This window comes from Trichococcus sp. ES5 (genome assembly GCF_900067165.1).
Taxonomy (GTDB): Bacteria; Bacillota; Bacilli; order Lactobacillales; family Aerococcaceae; genus Trichococcus; species Trichococcus flocculiformis.
The window spans coordinates 238,185-256,028 of the sequence record NZ_FJND01000001.1 but is presented as its reverse complement, the minus strand read 5'-3'; the positions used below and the strand labels follow the sequence as shown (position 1 = coordinate 256,028).

General features: G+C 51.9%; 15 protein-coding genes and 1 riboswitch. Of the genes, 12 read left to right on the top strand and 3 right to left on the bottom strand.

The genetic code is table 11. From position 1 onward, the window contains the following. The first annotated feature begins 34 nt into the window (after positions 1 to 34). From TES5_RS01080 to TES5_RS01065, 4 genes are read left to right on the top strand one after another with little or no spacing between them, the layout of a single operon-like run. Positions 35 to 856: a serine hydrolase gene (locus TES5_RS01080; protein WP_068558854.1), complete on the top strand. Its 822-nt coding sequence runs from the start codon at positions 35 to 37 to the stop codon at positions 854 to 856. Then, positions 837 to 1,943: a dipeptide epimerase gene (locus tag TES5_RS01075; RefSeq protein WP_068559338.1), complete on the top strand. Its 1,107-nt coding sequence runs from the start codon at positions 837 to 839 to the stop codon at positions 1,941 to 1,943. Before TES5_RS01080 ends, TES5_RS01075 begins: the two co-directional genes overlap by 20 nt. Before the next feature lie 38 nt (positions 1,944 to 1,981). Then, entirely contained in the window at positions 1,982 to 2,884 is a 903-nt protein-coding gene (locus TES5_RS01070) for a C40 family peptidase (RefSeq protein WP_083546355.1), read from the top strand. Then, the gene (locus TES5_RS01065) at positions 2,881 to 3,864 is read left to right on the top strand and encodes a dipeptidase (protein ID WP_068558852.1); all 984 of its coding nucleotides are present in this window, start codon (positions 2,881 to 2,883) and stop codon (positions 3,862 to 3,864) included. Before TES5_RS01070 ends, TES5_RS01065 begins: the two co-directional genes overlap by 4 nt. 54 nt (positions 3,865 to 3,918) lie before the next feature. Here the strand turns inward: TES5_RS01065 and dapA are convergent, their stop codons facing one another. Continuing rightward, positions 3,919 to 4,806: a 4-hydroxy-tetrahydrodipicolinate synthase gene (gene dapA / locus TES5_RS01060; RefSeq protein ID WP_068558850.1), complete on the bottom strand. Its 888-nt coding sequence runs from the start codon at positions 4,804 to 4,806 to the stop codon at positions 3,919 to 3,921. Between the two features lie 140 nt (positions 4,807 to 4,946). Beyond that, positions 4,947 to 5,093, bottom strand: a riboswitch (Lysine riboswitch). Between the two features lie 221 nt (positions 5,094 to 5,314). On the opposite strand from dapA, the gene TES5_RS01055 reads away from it, so the two are divergent. From TES5_RS01055 to helD, 4 genes are all read left to right on the top strand, one after another. Continuing rightward, positions 5,315 to 5,695 carry a VOC family protein gene (locus TES5_RS01055; protein ID WP_068558849.1) on the top strand — a complete coding sequence of 127 codons (381 nt, stop codon included), beginning with the start codon at positions 5,315 to 5,317 and terminating at the stop codon, positions 5,693 to 5,695. A 37-nt stretch (positions 5,696 to 5,732) separates the two neighbouring features. Then, on the top strand, positions 5,733 to 6,395 hold the full coding sequence (locus TES5_RS01050; RefSeq protein ID WP_068558847.1) for a DUF1345 domain-containing protein: 663 nt from the start codon (positions 5,733 to 5,735) through the stop codon (positions 6,393 to 6,395). Positions 6,396 to 6,409: 14 nt separating this feature from the next. Further along, positions 6,410 to 7,774 (top strand): MBL fold metallo-hydrolase, encoded by a 1,365-nt coding sequence (locus TES5_RS01045; protein ID WP_068558845.1) that lies wholly within the window; start codon positions 6,410 to 6,412, stop codon positions 7,772 to 7,774. A gap of 227 nt (positions 7,775 to 8,001) precedes the next feature. Beyond that, positions 8,002 to 10,245, top strand: a complete 2,244-nt coding sequence (gene helD, locus TES5_RS01040; protein ID WP_068558843.1) for an RNA polymerase recycling motor HelD — start codon at positions 8,002 to 8,004, stop codon at positions 10,243 to 10,245. Positions 10,246 to 10,320: 75 nt separating this feature from the next. On the opposite strand, the gene TES5_RS01035 is transcribed toward helD, so the two are convergent. Beyond that, the gene (locus TES5_RS01035) at positions 10,321 to 11,754 is read right to left on the bottom strand and encodes a bifunctional metallophosphatase/5'-nucleotidase (protein WP_068558841.1); all 1,434 of its coding nucleotides are present in this window, start codon (positions 11,752 to 11,754) and stop codon (positions 10,321 to 10,323) included. 208 nt (positions 11,755 to 11,962) lie between these two features. On the opposite strand from TES5_RS01035, the gene TES5_RS01030 reads away from it, so the two are divergent. Then, the gene (locus TES5_RS01030; RefSeq protein WP_178137773.1) at positions 11,963 to 12,886 is read left to right on the top strand and encodes an AEC family transporter; all 924 of its coding nucleotides are present in this window, start codon (positions 11,963 to 11,965) and stop codon (positions 12,884 to 12,886) included. Between the two features lie 60 nt (positions 12,887 to 12,946). On the opposite strand, the gene TES5_RS01025 is transcribed toward TES5_RS01030, so the two are convergent. Continuing rightward, positions 12,947 to 13,444 carry an ECF transporter S component gene (locus TES5_RS01025; RefSeq protein ID WP_068558837.1) on the bottom strand — a complete coding sequence of 166 codons (498 nt, stop codon included), beginning with the start codon at positions 13,442 to 13,444 and terminating at the stop codon, positions 12,947 to 12,949. A 169-nt stretch (positions 13,445 to 13,613) separates the two neighbouring features. Here TES5_RS01025 and TES5_RS01020 point away from each other — a divergent pair, with 169 nt between their 5' ends. The 3 genes from TES5_RS01020 (at position 13,614) to pepF (ending at position 17,838) form a co-directional block, all read left to right on the top strand. Continuing rightward, positions 13,614 to 14,477, top strand: coding sequence for a pyridoxamine kinase (locus TES5_RS01020; protein ID WP_072763666.1), 864 nt, complete (start codon positions 13,614 to 13,616; stop codon positions 14,475 to 14,477). 42 nt (positions 14,478 to 14,519) lie between these two features. Next, positions 14,520 to 15,437, top strand: a complete 918-nt coding sequence (locus TES5_RS01015; protein WP_068558836.1) for a ketopantoate reductase family protein — start codon at positions 14,520 to 14,522, stop codon at positions 15,435 to 15,437. A 592-nt stretch (positions 15,438 to 16,029) separates the two neighbouring features. Next, positions 16,030 to 17,838: an oligoendopeptidase F gene (gene pepF, locus TES5_RS01010; protein WP_068558834.1), complete on the top strand. Its 1,809-nt coding sequence runs from the start codon at positions 16,030 to 16,032 to the stop codon at positions 17,836 to 17,838. Positions 17,839 to 17,844 lie beyond the last annotated feature (6 nt).

Sequence of the window (17,844 nt, the reverse complement as noted above, 5' to 3'; positions counted from 1 at the left end):
TTTCTTGGTAGAATAGAACCAAAGGGGTGATGGAATGGAGCCAGCACAAAAAGACGAGCTTCTTTCCCGGCTAGAAAGCTTGCCGGGGAAAATCAGCTGCTACTACAAGGATCTCGTGGACGGAGATTCTTTCAGCTATAACAGCGCTGAACCGATGCATGCGGCCAGCATCATCAAGCTGTTCATCATGGTGGAGGCGTTCCGGCGTTTCGAAGCAGGGAGCCTGGATCCGAAGCAAAAGGTAGCCATCCGGGATCACGATCGGGTGCCATCCTGCGGTGCGCTGACCTATCTCCATGACGGCATCGAAGTGACCGTGATTGACTTGGTCACACTGATGATCATCTTGAGCGACAATACAGCCACGAATGTGCTGATCGATCTTTTGGGGTTCGCCGCCATCAACACGACCATCCATCGGTTGGGATACAGTGAAACCGGCCTTCTCCGAAAAATGTACGATACGGAGAAATCGGCAAAAGGCATCCAGAACCTCATTACGGCCGAAGAAGCGGGCGACCTGCTGGAACGGCTGCACCGCGGCGAAATCGTTTCCGACCAAGCGAGCGCGCAGATGCTGGCGATCCTGGCGAACCAACGCCTGAACAGCAAATTGCCGTTCTATCTCAAGCCGATGCAGCCGACTCCGAAAATCGCCCATAAAACGGGCGAAGACACCGGCATCACGCACGATGTCGGAGTCGTGTATCCGCCAGCAGGGCATCCCTTCGTACTGTGCTTTTTGGGGAACGGAACGGATGTCTGCCGTTTTGAACGATTCATGTCAGACAGTACGCTGGAGATCTACCTTGCCGGCGAAGAGAGGGGTTTTGATGATGAAAATCGGCAGAATTGAAATTGGTGAAGTGGCCATCCCACTGCGGACGCCATTCAAGACAGCCTTGCGCACGGTTGATGCTGTGAATGACATCCTGATCCGCATCGTGACCAATGATGGCACCTCCGGTTATGGAGAGGCGCCGCCGACTGCCGTCATCACCGGCGAAACAAAGGCTTCCATCCGCGAAGCCATCATGCAATACATCGCTCCGAGCATCATCGGGATGGAAATTTCCGATCTGGATTCCATCATGCGGAGGCTGCATGCCAGCATCGTCAAGAACACATCGGCTAAAGCCGCCGTTGACATGGCTGTCTACGATCTGTACGCTAAAGCGCTCGGCCAACCCTTGTATAAAGTATTGGGCGGGGCAAAACGAAAAATCGAGACGGACCTGACCATCAGTGCCAATCCCGTCGATGAGATGGTGCGTGACAGTCTGCAGGCTGTCCAGGACGGCTTCGGCATCCTGAAGGTCAAGGTCGGAAAAGGTGGGATCAAGGATGTGGAGAGCCTGCTGGCCATCCGCAAAGCAGTAGGACCGGACATCCTCATCCGGGTCGATGCCAATCAGGGGTGGAGCCCCAAGGAGGCGGTCCGCATCATCCGCTTGTTGGAGGATAAAGACATGCAAGCGGAGTTGGTGGAACAGCCGGTAAACGCACATGATTTGGCCGGCCTGAAATTTGTTACGCAACAGGTCCAAACGCCGATATTGGCTGACGAGAGCGTCTTCTCCGTGAAAGATGCGCTCCACATCATCCAGACCCAATCAGCCGATCTTATCAACATCAAATTGATGAAGACCGGCGGCATTCATGAGGCACTCAAAATCTGTGCTGTTGCGGAAACCTATGGAGTCGATTGCATGATCGGCTGCATGTTGGAAAGCAAGATTTCGGTCAGCGCAGCTGCCCATCTGGCAGCCGCCAAAAATATCATCACGATGGTCGACCTTGATGGGCCCTCGCTCTGCAGAATGGATGTCTATGAAGGCGGTCCGCTTTTCAGCGGGAGCACAATCAAGATGGGTGATGCGAACGGCATAGGCATCAACGCCTTTCCGAAGGCCCACTTTAAGAAACTCGGAGTCGTGAAATAAGCGACATTCAAATGAAAAAAAAGGGGAGGCAACGATAGATGGACTATGCGCTGATAAGCCGTTCCACCGTTCCGATTTATATTTTGCCCGGAACGAAGACCGTAAAGGAGGGACGCAGCTTCACCGCGATTGCGGATGAAGGCCTGTACGGCATGGGCGTCCGCATTACAGGAGAGGAGCAAAATGGTTATTTGCCGATCCTGACCCATTATGGTTATCCCGGCTATATCTGTGCTGCGGCTGTGATCAGGAAAAGCATTGGGGAGATGAAGTCGCGGGAAGCGCAGCCGCTATGCGTTGTGGATGCCATATTTGCAGACGTCACAAATGAGCCGTCCGTAAACGGCGTGATTCTCACTAGCTTGCCGAAGGGCGCGTTGGTGCAGCTGAATAGATTCGATACCGGGACAGCCTGGGCGGAAATCAGCTTGTTGGATGGTCAGCACGGCTACATCCGCAAACAGTTCCTGCAGGAAAAGGTATTCAGCCAATGCGGACTCTGGGAAACCGCACTTCCTCAGCGACCGGCTATTATGGATGAGGCAAGCTTCCGCTCCGGTGTCGTGAACGAAGCGAAGAAATACTTGGGCGTCCAATACCGCTGGGGCGGGAAATCGACGCTGGGGTTGGATTGCTCCGGCCTCACTTCCATGTGCTACATGCTGCAGGGCGCGTTGATTTATCGGGACGCCTGCATCGAACCAGGCTATCCGATTCGGGAAATACCGCTTGCGGACAAGCTGCCTGGCGATCTGCTCTATTTCCCTGGGCACATCGCCCTCTATATGGGAGACGGCCGCTACATCCACTCCACTGGCTTGGAAGGCAGCGGCGGAGTGGTCATCAACAGCCTGGACCCGGGTGCCAACGACTACCGAGCCGATTTGGCTGAAAACATCTATGCGGCCGGCAGTCTGTTTGCAGGGGAGGAAAAACTATGAAAATGATCGATTGCCATTGCGACACCTTGATGGCTCTGAATGATGCCCGCTTGGCTGGAACAGAGAAAACATTTGAACGAAACGACCTGCATGTCGACCTCGAAAAACTGGAAAAGGGGGATTACCTGCTCCAGTGTTTTGCGGCATTCGTCAATTATGCAGAGAGCCCCGTATCGCCATTATTGGAAGTAATCCAGGAAATCGATGTGTTCCATCAGTTAATGGCGCTTTATCCGGATCGGATTGCGCCGGCCTACCGATTTGCGGACATCGAGCGTAATCGCCAGAGCGGGAAAATATCCGGCTTATTGACCATCGAGGATCTTGGCTGCTGTTTCGGCGATCTTGCCGCTTTGCGCACGCTCCATCGGTTGGGGGCTCGGATGATGACGCTGACTTGGAACTATGAAAACAGTCTGGGATTCCCAAACAATCCGGTACTTGCCGATCCCGGTATCGATTACCCGGGCAGCGGGCTGAAACCTGCAGGTATCGCTTTCGTGGAGGAGATGGACCGATTGGGCATCATCATCGATGTCTCTCATCTTTCGGATGCCGGCTTCTTCGATGTCGCAGCGCATTCGCAACGGCCATTCATCGCCAGCCATTCCAATGCGCGCAGCCTATGCAGCCACCCGCGCAATTTGACGGACGAAATGCTGCGGCTGCTGGCCGACCGGGGCGGCTTTGTGGGCATGAACTACTGTCTCGCTTTCCTTGATGATAATCAAGAACGGCTAAAGGCCAGAGGGACCGCGGAAGCAGTCGTCGATCATATTGAGCATATCCGCAAAGTCGCAGGGCTGGACATCATCGGGCTGGGCTCGGACTTCGACGGCATCGATGTGACGATGCAACTGAAGGATGCCTCCGCGATGGGTCTGTTAGTTGAAACGATGGAACGGCGCGGCTTCACGACGACCGAAATCGAAAAGGTCTGCCATCAAAATGCGCTACGGATATTCAAGGAACTCCTATAGCATAAAAAATCCCTCAGGATGCTTGATGCTCCGGAGGGATTTTTGGCTCTGTTCTTAAATCAATCCAACTTTTTTCATGGCAGCGGCCAAACGGTCGATGACCGCTTGATCGGCATCCGTCAACGGCAGACGCATCGGGCCGACATTGAAGCCCAACAGCTGCATTCCGGCTTTCACGGGAATCGGATTCGGCTCTACAAACAGGCAGTCGATCAATTCTTTGTACTCGGCTTGCATCGCGGCAGCTTTTTTGATGTCGCCATCCAGGAAAGCATGCGTCATTTCGGCTGTCGCTTTCGGTGCGATGTTGGCAAGGACGGAGATGACGCCTTTTGCGCCCAAGCTCATCAAGGGGACGATCGTATCGTCGTTACCCGAATAGATGTCCAGGCGATCGCCCAAAAGACTCAAGTTGTCCACGGCTTGGCTGAAGTTCCCTGTGGCATCCTTCAACGAAACGATGTTGTCGATTTTCGCCATTTCCACCAAAGCTTCCGGGGTAATGTTCTGTCCGGTGCGGCCCGGCACATTGTAAAGGACGATCGGAACTTTCACGCTGTTGGCGATGGCTTTGTAATGTGCGATCAAGCCTTTTTGGGACGTTTTGTTGTAGTAAGGGGTGACGCTGAGGATTGCATCCACACCCGTTGCTTCAACCGCGCGCGTCAATTCGACCCCATGGCGCGTATCGTTGCTGCCGGCTCCGCCGATGACCGGGATGCGGCCGTTCACTTTTTCGACCGTGAAACGAATCAGATCCAGTTGCTCCTCATCGGTCAGCGTCGAAGCTTCCCCGGTTGTTCCGGCGATGATGATCGAATCTGTATTATTCGCGATATGGAACTCGATCAGTTCCGCCAATACCTCGTAGTTGATTTCCTGGTTTTCCGTATCTTTAAACGGCGTAACGATCGCAACGCCTGATCCTTCAAAAATAGCCATGCTTATCTTCCTCCTGAATTCTGTTTTTTATTTATGAATAGACAAAAAACGACTATGAGCAAATGGTCTCATAGTCGTTCAAAACAGGCTGCTGAAGCTGAATCTTTGCATCCATATCGTGAATTCCACCAATTTGCCCCAACGTGAGAAGCTCACCGAACAAAGCTGGGCGGCTTTGTCCGACAGTGCCAGATTTATTCAACCTTGGCCCCAATACAGAGTATTTCGGCAGCAACACCTTTCAGGGAATCCCTTACTGATTGTTAACCGCGACCTCTTCATCACATCGAATCGTATTTTGTTACTTCCACACTATCAAATAGAAATGAGTCTGTCAATCATATTCTGAGGGGACGCTGAGAATACGCTTTGGAAAAGATGGCAAAACAGACACAATCGTTTACGTTTCATCCGGATGCTTCCGGGAACGCATATGCGGCTGCGATGTGATAAAATCAGATTGAGGAAACGCTTTTACGGCAAGGATGATGAGAGGACGTGATGACCTATGAAAATTGAACATGTTGCAATGTGGGTGGACGATCTGGAACTGATGCGCGATTTTTATGTTCGTTTTTTTGATGGAAAGACCAATAAGTTGTACCGGAATCCGGATAAAGATTTCCAATCCTACTTTATCACTTTTCGCGAAGGAGCCCGGTTGGAACTCATGAAACGGATGGATGTCAAAGAGCGCTACCCGCTTGATATGTTGGGTTGGGCGCATCTGGCCATTTCGGTCGGCAGCAAGCAGAACGTCGATTATTTCACGGACCGGCTCATCAAAGCGGGATACACATGCAAAAGCCAACCGCGCGTGACCGGGGATGGCTATTACGAAAGCATGTTCCTGGATCCCGAAAAAAACGTCATCGAAATCACCATCTGAAATACAGCCAGGCCGAAAAAGCAGGGGGCGGACAGCCATGAGGAAAAGAAACCATCTATTTGCCGATCAAACGAAAGTCGGAACGGATCTGCGCAAAAAGAGGACGCGCTTCCTGATTGCCGGAATGATCGGGACGGTTATCGGGTTGGTCGGGGGGTTCTTTCTGCGTTGGGGACTGGCCCCGCTGATCGGTTGGGACAGCGCCGCAATCATTTTATTGTATTTGCTGTGGAAAGATTTTCATCCGCATGATGGTACGGAAACCGAGCGGATCGCGCAAGAAGAAGACATCCAATATTCGACGATCGATTTTTTTGTCCTGGTGGCCTGTCTGATCAGCATCGGAGCGGTCGCATTGATGCTGACGACGCATGAACGCAGTTTCGAGACGATCGGATTCGGCCTGTTCAGCATCGTGCTTTCCTGGACGACGGTGCATGCCCTCTATATGCTGCGGTATGCGGAACTCTACTATCGCGACGTAAACGGCGGCATCATTTTCGAGGGCACCGAAAAGCCCAATTTTTGGGACTTCGCCTATCTGGCGTTCACGATCGGGATGACGTATCAAGTCTCGGACACGACTTTCACAACGCCGGAATTCCGCAAAGCCGCGCTCGGGCATGCGCTGTTATCTTTCGTTTTCGGGACAGCGATCATCGCTACGACCATCAATTTTGTTGCCAGCTTAAACAGATAAGGGGGAGTTCATGCATGTTCTTTAAATCATTTTTCGATCCGCAACTGGCACAATTTTCCTATTTGGTGGGGTGCCAAAAAACCGGCGAAGCCATCCTGATCGATCCCTTGCGCAAGTTGGACGATTATATCAAGGCGGCCGAAGAGGAAGGCTTGGTCATCACGGCAGCCACGGAAACGCATATCCACGCCGATTATGCCTCCGGGCTGCGCGAAACCGGGAGAAGTCTGGGGGCCAAACTTTACGTTTCGGATCTGGGCGGGGAGGACTGGCATTACCAGGATCTGCCGGAAGGAAGCATCCTGCTGCAGGATGGGGACATCATTTCCGTAGGCAAGATCAAACTGGAGGTGCTGCACACGCTGGGCCATACACCGGAAAGCCTGTCGTTTCTGCTGACGGATATCGGCGGCGGTTCGGATATTCCGATGGGGCTGTTCACAGGCGATTTTATTTTCGTCGGGGATGTCGGCCGGCCGGACTTGCTGGAAGAGGCTGCGCATATGCAAGGTACCACTGAAATCGGGGCAAAAGCGATGTTCCGCTCGCTGCAGAAAATGGCTGACTATCCGGACCATCTGCAGATCTGGCCGGGGCACGGTGCCGGCAGTGCCTGCGGAAAGTCCTTGGGCGCCGTCCCGATCACCACTTTGGGCTATGAAAAACACAACAACTGGGCTTTCCAGTATGATGAGGAAACGAGTTTCGCCGAAGCTTTGACGGAGGATCAGCCTGAGCCGCCGACCTACTTTGCCCAAATGAAGAAAATCAACAAATTGGACAGCGGTGCCTACGTGCCTTATCCGGTCTTCCCGCTTCAGCAGGCCGGTCCGAACGATATCATCATCGATCTGCGCACGAAAGAGATGTATCAAACCGGGCACATCGAAAGAACGCTCAACATTCCGCTGAACAAAAAGTTTTTGGGTTACGCCGGCTGGTTTTTGGATTACGAAAAGCAAGTGACATTCATCGGGACCAAAGAGTCTGCTGAAACGGCTGCCCGCCAGCTCCAGCTGATCGGGTTCGACCAAGTCAGAGGCTATCTGGACTCCGGCCAAATCGCGGAAGATAAGCTGACCGAAACGATTACGGCAGCCGCCTTCGTCGCGCTTCGCCAGGAAAAGGATCTGCAGATATTAGATGTGCGTGCGCAGAGCGAATGGGACAAAGGCCACCTGTCAGATGCCAAGCGTGTGCTTCTCGGCAAGCTTTTGGAAGACCCGCTGCCGTTCAATAGGGATGAACCGCTGTACGTTCATTGCCAATCCGGCGTCCGTTCCGCCATCGCCATCGGTGCTTTGGAGGAGCGGGGATTCAAAAAAATCGTCAATATCCTGGGCGGCTACACGGCCATCGAAGCCACCCTCAACGCATAATCACAAACGCACCACAAGCTGCAAAACGGAAATCCGCACAACAAAAAAGGCCGGAAGGAAGAGCCGCAACAGGCATCTCCTTCCGGCTGTTTTTTGATTTGGAACGGTTTTTTCAAGGTGCCGGGAATAGCCAGAATCACTGTGCGATGGTATACTACTGATTGTCGCATTTGAGTGAAGAAGACCGAATAATCCGCGCGTTTTCTTAAGAGAGAGGAGTCATTTGGTTGCATAAAGATCTAACGAAAGAACAAGAACGCGTCCATCGCGTCATTCAAGTCATCAATGAAGAAAAAGCGCGATTGGCCGAGCAAGTAGAAGAAAAAAGCGAAAAGCAAAGACAGCAATTGAAGGAATCCAAAGAGATCAAAATCAGCCAAGGGTCCTCAGAGAGCGTCTGGGAATCGTCGGCGGAACTGCGGGCCTTCGAACAGGAACTGATGATTCGCAACAATGAATTACAGAACAGCAATGATCGTGTCGCAGTATTGGAAAAAATGCAGGATGAGCCTTACTTTGGTCGTATCGACTATCACGATGAGTACGGCAATGAAACCATCTATATCGGGATCGGATCTTTGTTCGAAAAAGATGAGAACCTGATCGTCGACTGGCGGTCACCCATTGCATCGCTTTATTATGAAGGCAGCAAAGGCGAAAAAGTGAAGCTGATGATAGCGGATCAACCGATGACATACGGCGTTGACCTGAAACGACAATTTTTGATCAGACAGGCGGAAATCATCCGCATGATGGACACGGACAATGTCATGGGCGATCCTTATTTGCTGGAAGTGTTGGAAGGACCTTCATCCTATCAGATGGGCACGGTCGTATCCACTTTGCAGAAAGAACAGAACCAGATCGTCAGGGAAACCAAAGCGGCCGTCACGCTGATAGAAGGGGTTGCCGGATCAGGAAAAACAGTTGTCCTGATGCAGAAAATCGCCTATCTGCTGTATGCTTTCCGAGACCAATTGAAGTCGGAAGAAGTCGTCCTGTTTTCCCCGAACAAAATATTCCAGGAATATGTTTCCCAAGTGTTGCCTGCATTGGGTGAACTGAATGTCGGAAATACAACCTTCAGCGAATTCATGGAGCGGAAGGTGACCGGATTTTCTTTGCGCGCCGATCAAGAGGACAGCTTAGCCAAGGTCACGGTACTGAAGGGCAGCTTGGCTTTTTATGAAGCGTTGCAGAAATACGGCGCGCTCCTGAAGAAACGCTACCTGAAATTCTCGGATATTCGTTTCCGCGGTGACATCATCCTTTCGGAGAAGGAGATCGAGTCGGCTTTCTATAGCATCGAAAGCCAAGGTTCATTGGCCAGCAAATTGGATATTCTCAAAAGACATTTGCTGCAGCGCGTGGAACGCATCCAACAATCGCAAAAAGGCAAGCCATGGGTCGAAAAAGAAATGATTGCCATGTCCGATCTGGATCTGTATCGTTACGAGAAAGAGACCCACAACCAAAAAGCGATGGAAGAGGCCATGACGGCTGATATCCTGGAGGACGCTTTCGAACCGATCGTCGCGAGGATCGAAGCGCTGGCCTTTATCCGTTATAAGAACCAATACATCCATTTCCTGAGAGCCGTTCCTAAATTGCTTTCATTGGATGCTTTCGGCTTGGATGAGGATGAATGGCGCACCCACATCGCTGTGGTTGCGGCACACATGGCAGAGAAGAGCGTGCTGCTTGAAGATCTGGATGCCTACTATAGTCTGCGTTTGTTGCTGAAGGGGCCATCCAGCGACATGAAATATCAATACATCTGCCTGGATGAGGTGCAGGATTTTTCACCTTTCCAACTGCAGATGCTGCAGCATGCCTACCCGAGCGCACGCTTCATCCTGAGCGGCGACTTGAATCAGAATATCCTGAACAGACGTCTTTCCTTTGATGATCTCCGGACCATTTTTTCCGAAAGTACGTTCCGTTCTTACCGTTTGCTGACCAGTTACCGTTCGACGAATGAAATCGTCCGTTTCTCGGAAAGCTTCATCGAAGGTGAAAAACCGGAAGGGACCTATATCCGTTCCGGCAAGAAACCGGAAGTGCTGCTGATCGACGATGGCGGGCTCGATATGGACTACATCAAACAGAAGGTGGATGCGAGCGTCGCTGCCGGCATGCGCGTGGCTTTCATCAGCCGCAATGCGGAAGATGCGGAACGCATCAGCCAGGAATTGTCGGTTGCCGGCATTGATTTCAAACTGGTGCAGCATGATACCGACAACAGCCATCACCCGGTATTGATCATGCCGGCCCGTTTGGCTAAAGGTCTGGAATTCGATGTCGTTTTTGCGATTTGCCACTATCCGGCAAAAGCTGCCCAGAACGAAATGCAGATCCTCTACACAATCTGCACCCGAGCGATGCACGAGCTCTATCTGACTGTTTCCGAGAAGGAAGCTGGACTGGTGGAACGCGTGGATCCGGATTATTATGACGTAAGAAAAATGTGAAACCTGAATAGCCCCGGCGGAGTCTGCAGTCCATAAACAGATTCCATCGGAGCTATTTTTTGTTGTGGTGGCGGATCAGACGATCTGATAAGTTCCGCGCAAGTCTTTTTCATAGGGGCCCATTTCGGCCAAGTAATCCATCATCGCTTCGACTGCATGCTTTTCCAGATTCTTGTGTTCTTTTCCGAATTTCTTCGGCACACCCTGATTGGTCACATAGCTGACGTTGTACTCTTTATCCGGGATGACTTCTTCGCCGGCGATGAAAAGTTTTTGGACACGGGTTCCTTTTGGATTTTCCAGTTTCAGGTAAGCATGCAAGCCCATCGCCCGCTTCAGGTAGCCGCCCATCTGATTAAATGGGTCCGCTGCGTAGGTGCTCTCAAGGTTTTCTTCCAGCAGAGCGACTATTTCCGAACCAGTCAGGATAGCAGTTGAAATCGGCGGATCCATCGGAATGATCTGATACAATTCCCTCAGCGTTACCGGGCCTTTCAGGATTGGAACCCCGTAGCGCCAGCCGTTGGAGAAGGCCAGATCTGTTTTCGTGTGGAAAAGGATCGCATCCAAGAGGAAGTTGTCCATCGTTGTTTCGACGCTCCAGCCGCGGTGCAGCACTTTTTTGGTCTCACCGACTTTCAGCTCCAATTTCTCGCGATATGGGGAGAGGGCATCCTCGACCAACAATTTCATTTCGGAGTCTTCCGGGATATCCTCCGTCACCGGAATAAGTTGGTGCTCGATGGATTGAATCACTCCGTCTTCAAGAGTCATTTCGAGTGCGCCAAGGAAAGATCCGTGCGAGCCGGATTGGATGACTGCCGTTTCGCCGACATGGACGATGTGCTCCTGCCGATTATGAGTGTGACCGCTCAGACAGATCGCCACGCCTTCGACCTCGCTCATCAATTTCAGATCCTGCGGGAAACCGAGATGGGACAGGACGATAATCAGATTGACATCTTTTTCCTTCAGTTCCGCTACATAACCCGGCAGTTCCTCGCGCCCCAAAGTGAAAGAAAGTCCTTCGCTGAAATGGGGCGGCATCGTTTTATCGATAATATTGCAGGCGATGCCGATCACACCGATCGAAATTTCGCCGACGGACAGGATTTTGTAAGGAGCGAACGCCAACTTGCCGCTTTCCTTTTCATAGGCATTGATCGCGAGAATCGGGTAGTGAAGTTGTTCGCCGATTTTTTTCAGATTGGCCGGACCGAAGCCGGTGTCCCAGTGGAATGTCATGGCATCAAAGCCGACTTCGTTCAGGACCGGCAGCATGTGCCAGCCTTTCGTAGCGATCGCTTCGTAGGTGCCATGGATCGTGTCGCCGTTATCGAAAACGAGTGTCGGATTTTTGCTGCGGAAATCTTTGATCAGGCTTTGGAGACGAGCAACCCCCCCAGCCTTGCGGAACGCTAATTTGTCCCTTTCGTAGAACAGTTCGTTGTGCAACTCCAAGTAGCTGTGGGTGTCGTTGATCTGAAGGATCGTCAATTTTTTTTGCATAGTAATCCACCTTTCAGGACGAAATGTGACAGAAGCATTCGTTATATGGTTGCTTCTATTCTAACATTCTGTGCGGCAGATACCGATTGTTATGCCCTGTGCGGCACAGGAAGAATCCTGAAACGTAATGGAAAATAATATTTCAACGCAGAACTATGTTAGAATTTGGATATATAAATGGATGGTCGGCAGAGGAGGAACAAGAATTTTGGATGTTAGTGTTGTATTTAGTAGGATGATCATGCTGGTGATGATCATGTTTGTAGGCTATCTCGCGACGGTCATGAAAGTTTTCGACAAGCACGCGAACGCCAATTTTGCAGCATTGATCACCTATGTCACGGTGCCGGCGCTTGTGATCGCATCGGTGGAAGGTGCAGGCGAGGTAGGTACGAAGTCGGACACGCTCTTCGTCTTGTTGACCGCTACCCTGATGTATCTTTTCACGGTCGGATTGGCCAAGTTCAGTCCGAAACTGTTCCGCGCGGATAAGGAAACGGAAGGGATCATCGAGTTCCTGACCATCTTCACGAACAATGGTTTCATGGGATTGCCGGTCGTGCAGGCTATTTTCGGCACCGGCGCCCTTTTTTATGCCTCGCTCTACGGCATCCCGAACAACCTGTTGATCTACTCTTTGGGAGTCTTCCTGATTGCGAAAGGCTCGAAAAAGTCGCGGGCGAGCTGGAAAGCGATTCTCCTGAATCCCGGCAACCTCGCTTCGCTGTTTGCGGTGTTCGTGTTCCTGTTCGACGTTAAATTGCCGGCGTTGGTGATGGACACCGCCACCAGCATCGGGAATATCACGTCCCCATTGGCGATGATCATCATCGGCGCGTCATTGGCCGACATCGATATCCTAGGTGCCTTCAAGGAATGGAAAATCTATCTGTTTGCGTTCTACCGCATGATCGTGATTCCGTTGTTCCTCTGGTGGGCTACGAAGGGCATCCTGACGAATCCGACTATGCTGGGGATTCTCGTCATCATTTCGGCCATGCCTGGCCCGGCGATGGCGGTGGCATTGTCGATGCAGTACGGTGGCAACACAGCCTTTTCAACGCGCTACGTCTTCATTTCGACGTTGCTGTCGGTGTTCACGATCCCGCTGTTGGCTGCGCTGCTGTTTTGAGCAGCATAGATGCACAAAGAACGCCCACTCCGCTAACCATACGGAGTGGGCGCACATTCGTTATTTCAATTTCTTCGCAATATAAGGATTCAACCAACGGTACAAGAGGGTGGACAAGAAAGCCCCCACGAGGCCCTGCGCGATGTTCAACGGGAAGGAAGCAATCGCGGCACCAAAACTGAATAGGATCGTGTCCCCGATGGCGTATCCGATCGCCATCCACACACCGGCGATCACCGTGGCAACCAACGGCTTCTTGTGATCCATTTTCTGGAACAACCAGCCGGCAAAGAATCCTTCCAAACCTTTCACGACAAAGGTAATCGGCGCATAGAAGGCATAACCGGCGAACAGGTCAGCCAACATGCTGCCGAGTGAACCGACGATAAAGCCCGCGCTGCTTCCGAAGGACAGACCGGCCAACAGGAGCACCATGTCTCCCAAGTTAACGTAGCCAAAAGGGATCGGGATGCTGAACAATAAGGTCATGACGACGGTAAATGCTATAAATAAGGCCAAAATAACCAATCTGTAAGTACTATTTTTTTCGGTCTTCATGCAACTCTCCTCCAAGCATTATTTTTTATTATAGCCCTTATGCAGAAGTTTGCACTCTTTTTCTCATCGTTTTCACAATAATTTCCAAAATGATGGAAAAATCAGAAAATCCAATGAAAAGATGATAGAATGGGAATAATTGAGTTTTTAAAGTGAAGGGGTGAAGCATTTGAGTCAACCGAGGGTATTGATTATCCAAGATATTTCCGCCAGTTGTCGCATTTCGATGAACGTGGCGGTGCCTGTAGTGAGCTGCCTGGACAATTGGGTGAGCATCCTGCCGACAGCACTGTTGTCCACCCATACGGGTAAAGAATTTGAAGGCTATACCTTTTTGGATCTGACCCAGGAAATGGGCGGCATCCTGCAGCATTGGCAGTCTTTGGGCATCAAGTTTGATGGCATCCTGATCGGATATCTGGGTTCGCGCCAGCAAATCAACATCGTACGCGATATTATTCATACATTTGCGGCCGAAGATGCCCACATCATTCTTGATCCGGCGATGGGCGATCAAGGCGTGCTCTATCCGGGATTCACGCTGGAATATGTGGATGAAATGGCGGCACTCTGCAATGAAGCGACCGTGATCACGCCAAACGTGACCGAAGCCTGCTTTTTGACCAAACGCCAAATGTTGAAGAAGCCATATAAGGAAGCCGATGTTGCGGAATTATTGGCTGATTTGCGGGTGCTGAATCCGAAGAGCGTCATCTTGACGGGGGTCTCCCTCGAAATGGAAAAAGTAGGGGCCGTCTGCATCAGCCAAGACGAACCTGAAGCGCAGTATACCTTCGCGAAACATTTTCCCGGCCACTATGACGGCGCAGGAGACTTGTTCACAAGTGTGGTTGGCGGTTTGCTTTTCCAAAACCTCCCACTGACCGTAGCCACCGAAACGGCCGTCCACTACAACAACAAGGTGATTGAGCGCACGTTGAAAAGCGGACGCGAACTGCACTATGGCGTCCAATTCGAGACGGACTTGCCATATCTGATCGAACAGCTGCGCAAATACAAACCAGCTGAATAGAGAAATTTTTTTAAGATTTTTTTCGGAAAGAGGCGTGAGAGAATGAAGATTGAAACTGTAGCCATCATCGGATTGGGCGCTTTAGGAATCCTATACGGAAACCATTTCACGAAAGCCATCGGAAAGGATCGCGTGCGCATCGTCGTCAACAAAGAGCGGATGGCGCGCTATCAGGAACAAGGCATTTCCTTCAACGGGGAGCCCTGTGATTTCCAATACGTCGACGAAAAAGATGCCAGTCTGGAACCTGCAGACCTTGTCATTTTAGCCGTAAAAGGAACCCAATTGGATGACGCGATCGAAACAGCCCGCAACCAAGTCGGTCCGGATACGACGATCATTTCGGTCCTGAACGGCATTTCCAGCGAAGAAGTCATCGGCGCGGCTTTTGGCGATGAGAAGATCGTCCACTGCGTAGCCCAAGGGATGGACGCACTGCGCACCGGCAACGATGTGAAGTCTGTCCATATCGGCGAACTGCGCATCGGCATCGATGCTCCCGAAAAACAGACGCGTTTGGATGCGGTGGCAGCGTTCTTCGAAGAAACAGGTTTGCCGCACGTTGTTGAAGCGGATATCCTCCACCGCATGTGGGCGAAATTCATGCTGAATGTCGGCGTGAATCAAGTGCTGATGGTGAAGGAAGGCACTTTCCGCGACATCCACAAAGAGGGACCAATCCGCGACCTGATGATCGCCGCCATGCGCGAAGTCTTGCCGATCGCCCAGAAGGAAGGTGTCAACCTGACGGAAACCGATCTGGAGAACGATTTGACGATCATCGACGGACTGACACCGTTGGGAATGCCATCGATGCGACAGGATGGCATTGCGAAACGGCCTTCAGAGGTCGAGTTGTTTGCAGGCACCATACTGAAAAGAGCAAAAAAATACGGATTGCCTGCTCCGACGAACCAATACCTTTACGACCAGGTCCAAGCCATCGAAGCAACATACTAAGAGAACTGATTAGCGGCCTTCGCGGGCGAAGGCATCAAGCCCTCGCTAGCGGGGGCTTTTGCTTGGCCGCGGAAGGTTCATGCAGCGCCGGATATTTTGAGCGAGTCCAACCCCGGTGGGGCTTTCCTCGCCGGAGCTGAGGCGAGCGCAAAGTCTGCACCTCCGACGAACCATCGCTCGACGGAGGACAGCCTGCGATTTTGCGTCCAGCTCCGGCCAGCATTCGCTCACAGGAGCAGAGCAAATTACCGGAACCCCACCTCCGTTGAGAAGAGCGCTCACCGGAGGAAAGGGCGCCAACACCAGTTCTCCGGCGGGGTCCTCCTCGCCGGAGCTGAGGCGAGCGCAAAGTCTGCACCTCCGACGAACCATCGCTCGACGGAGGACAGCCTGCGATTTCACGTCCAGCTCCGGCCAACATTCGCTCACAGGAGCAGAGCAAATTACCGGAACCCCACCTCCGATGAGAAGGGCGCTCACCGGAGGAAAGCTGAGGGCAAGCGCGATACCCGACGCCGGCAGCATTTTTTTGATATAATAGAAGCATTCCATTCGACATTCGTCGAATAGCACGATTAAAGGAGCCAAAATCATGACACAAGAACAACTGAAAAACCGCGCGGACGTCCCTGAGACATTGACTTGGGATGTGACCGCACTCTATAAAACAAGAGCAGACTTCGAGACTGCTTTGAATGGACTTAAGGAAGCGACTACGGCATTCGCAACGACGTACGAAGGTAAACTAACGGACGCCAAAACGATCCTTGCCGCAATCAAGGAATACGAAAGGCTCATCGAAACCGCGACCTTGGCGGATCACTATGCGATGATGCCGGAAGCGACCGACTTGACCGATCCGGATAACGTTGAATTGTCCCGACAAACTGCGAATGCGATGGCGGACATCAGCGCTCAGCTGACATTCTTCGAATCGGAACTGATCGGCTGCGCCGCCGCTGTCCTCGATCAGGTCGTTTCGGAAGAAGCGCGTTTCGCTTCCTATATCCGCCACATCAAGAAAAACAAAAGCATCCAGCTGGCGCCCGAAGTCGAAAAGGCATTGGCCCAGTTGGCGCCGACCTTGGATGCACCTAGCGCCATCTATGAGCAGGCCCGCCTTGGCGATATGGACTTCGGCACTTTTACGGCCGACGGAAAGGAATATCCGCTGAGCTTCGTGCTCTATGAAGATTACTACATGTATCATGACGATACGGCAATCCGTCGTGCCGCTTTCGACAAATTCTCGGCTGTCCTCAGCGATTACGAGAACGTGGTCGCGACTGCCTATTATACCCAGCTGCAGAAGGAAAAGACGCTGGCGACGATGCGCGGTTTCGATTCCGTGATCGACTATCTGCTCTATGGGCAGGAAGTGACGCGCGACCTGTACGATCGCCAAATCGACACAATCATGAACGACCTAGCGCCGGTCATGCAGAAATACATCACCCATCTGAAAGAAATCCGCGGACTGGACAAAATGACCTACGCCGACCTGAAGATTGCGCTCGATCCGGAATATTCGCCGCAAGTGTCGATTGAAGAATCGCAAGTGATGGTGGAGGACGCCATAGCCGTATTGGGCAAGGACTATACCGACCGAATCATGCAAGCCTATCCGGAGCGTTGGATCGATTTTGCGCAGAACATCGGCAAATCAACAGGCGGATTCTGCACCAGCCCATATGGCACGCACCCTTACATCCTGATGTCATGGGCGAACCAACTTTCGGACGTCTATACGCTGATCCATGAATTGGGCCATGCCGGACAGATGATCTTGTCGAACGAAAACAACAGCATCCTCGGTTCGGAGCCATCGTTGTACCTGATCGAAGGCCCATCCACATTCAATGAACTGCTTTTGACGGAATCATTGGCACGCAAGAGCACGGATGCGCGCATGCAGCGCTTCGCTTTGACGAAGATGCTTTCCGACACTTATTTCCACAATTTTGTCACGCACTTGCTGGAAGCAGCCTATCAAAGGGAAGCCTACGACTTGATCGACGCGGGCAAGAGCTTCGATGCCGGCAAATTAAGCGAAATCAAACGCAGCGTGCTGGAGCGATTCTGGGGTGATGCTGTGGAAATCAACGCCGGAGCCGAGCTGACATGGATGCGCCAGATCCATTACTATATGGGCCTGTATTCCTATACCTATTCAGCCGGCCTGACGATCGCGACGCAAGCCTTCCTGCGTGTCAAAGCGGAAGAAGAGGGCGCGGTGGCCGATTGGTTGGAATTCCTGGCGCTGGGCGATAAATTGGAAGCCGCTGAAGCTGCAGCCTTAGCAGGCGTGGACATCAAAACGGATCAGGCGCTGCAGGACACGATCCACTATTTGGACGAAGCGGTCGATCACATCATCACACTGAGCAAAGAGCTTGCTTAAGAAAGA

What these genes read in the sequence shown, in the direction of transcription:
- TES5_RS01080 (WP_068558854.1), top strand. Translation starts at nt 35, where the DNA reads ATGGAGCCAGCACAAAAAGACGAGCTTCTTTCCCGGCTAGAAAGCTTG.
- TES5_RS01075 (WP_068559338.1), top strand. Translation starts at nt 837, where the DNA reads ATGAAAATCGGCAGAATTGAAATTGGTGAAGTGGCCATCCCACTGCGG.
- TES5_RS01070 (WP_083546355.1), top strand. Translation starts at nt 1,982, where the DNA reads ATGGACTATGCGCTGATAAGCCGTTCCACCGTTCCGATTTATATTTTG.
- TES5_RS01065 (WP_068558852.1), top strand. Translation starts at nt 2,881, where the DNA reads ATGAAAATGATCGATTGCCATTGCGACACCTTGATGGCTCTGAATGAT.
- dapA (WP_068558850.1), bottom strand. Translation starts at nt 4,806, where the DNA reads ATGGCTATTTTTGAAGGATCAGGCGTTGCGATCGTTACGCCGTTTAAA.
- TES5_RS01055 (WP_068558849.1), top strand. Translation starts at nt 5,315, where the DNA reads ATGAAAATTGAACATGTTGCAATGTGGGTGGACGATCTGGAACTGATG.
- TES5_RS01050 (WP_068558847.1), top strand. Translation starts at nt 5,733, where the DNA reads ATGAGGAAAAGAAACCATCTATTTGCCGATCAAACGAAAGTCGGAACG.
- TES5_RS01045 (WP_068558845.1), top strand. Translation starts at nt 6,410, where the DNA reads ATGTTCTTTAAATCATTTTTCGATCCGCAACTGGCACAATTTTCCTAT.
- TES5_RS01035 (WP_068558841.1), bottom strand. Translation starts at nt 11,754, where the DNA reads ATGCAAAAAAAATTGACGATCCTTCAGATCAACGACACCCACAGCTAC.
- TES5_RS01025 (WP_068558837.1), bottom strand. Translation starts at nt 13,444, where the DNA reads ATGAAGACCGAAAAAAATAGTACTTACAGATTGGTTATTTTGGCCTTA.
- TES5_RS01015 (WP_068558836.1), top strand. Translation starts at nt 14,520, where the DNA reads ATGAAGATTGAAACTGTAGCCATCATCGGATTGGGCGCTTTAGGAATC.
- pepF (WP_068558834.1), top strand. Translation starts at nt 16,030, where the DNA reads ATGACACAAGAACAACTGAAAAACCGCGCGGACGTCCCTGAGACATTG.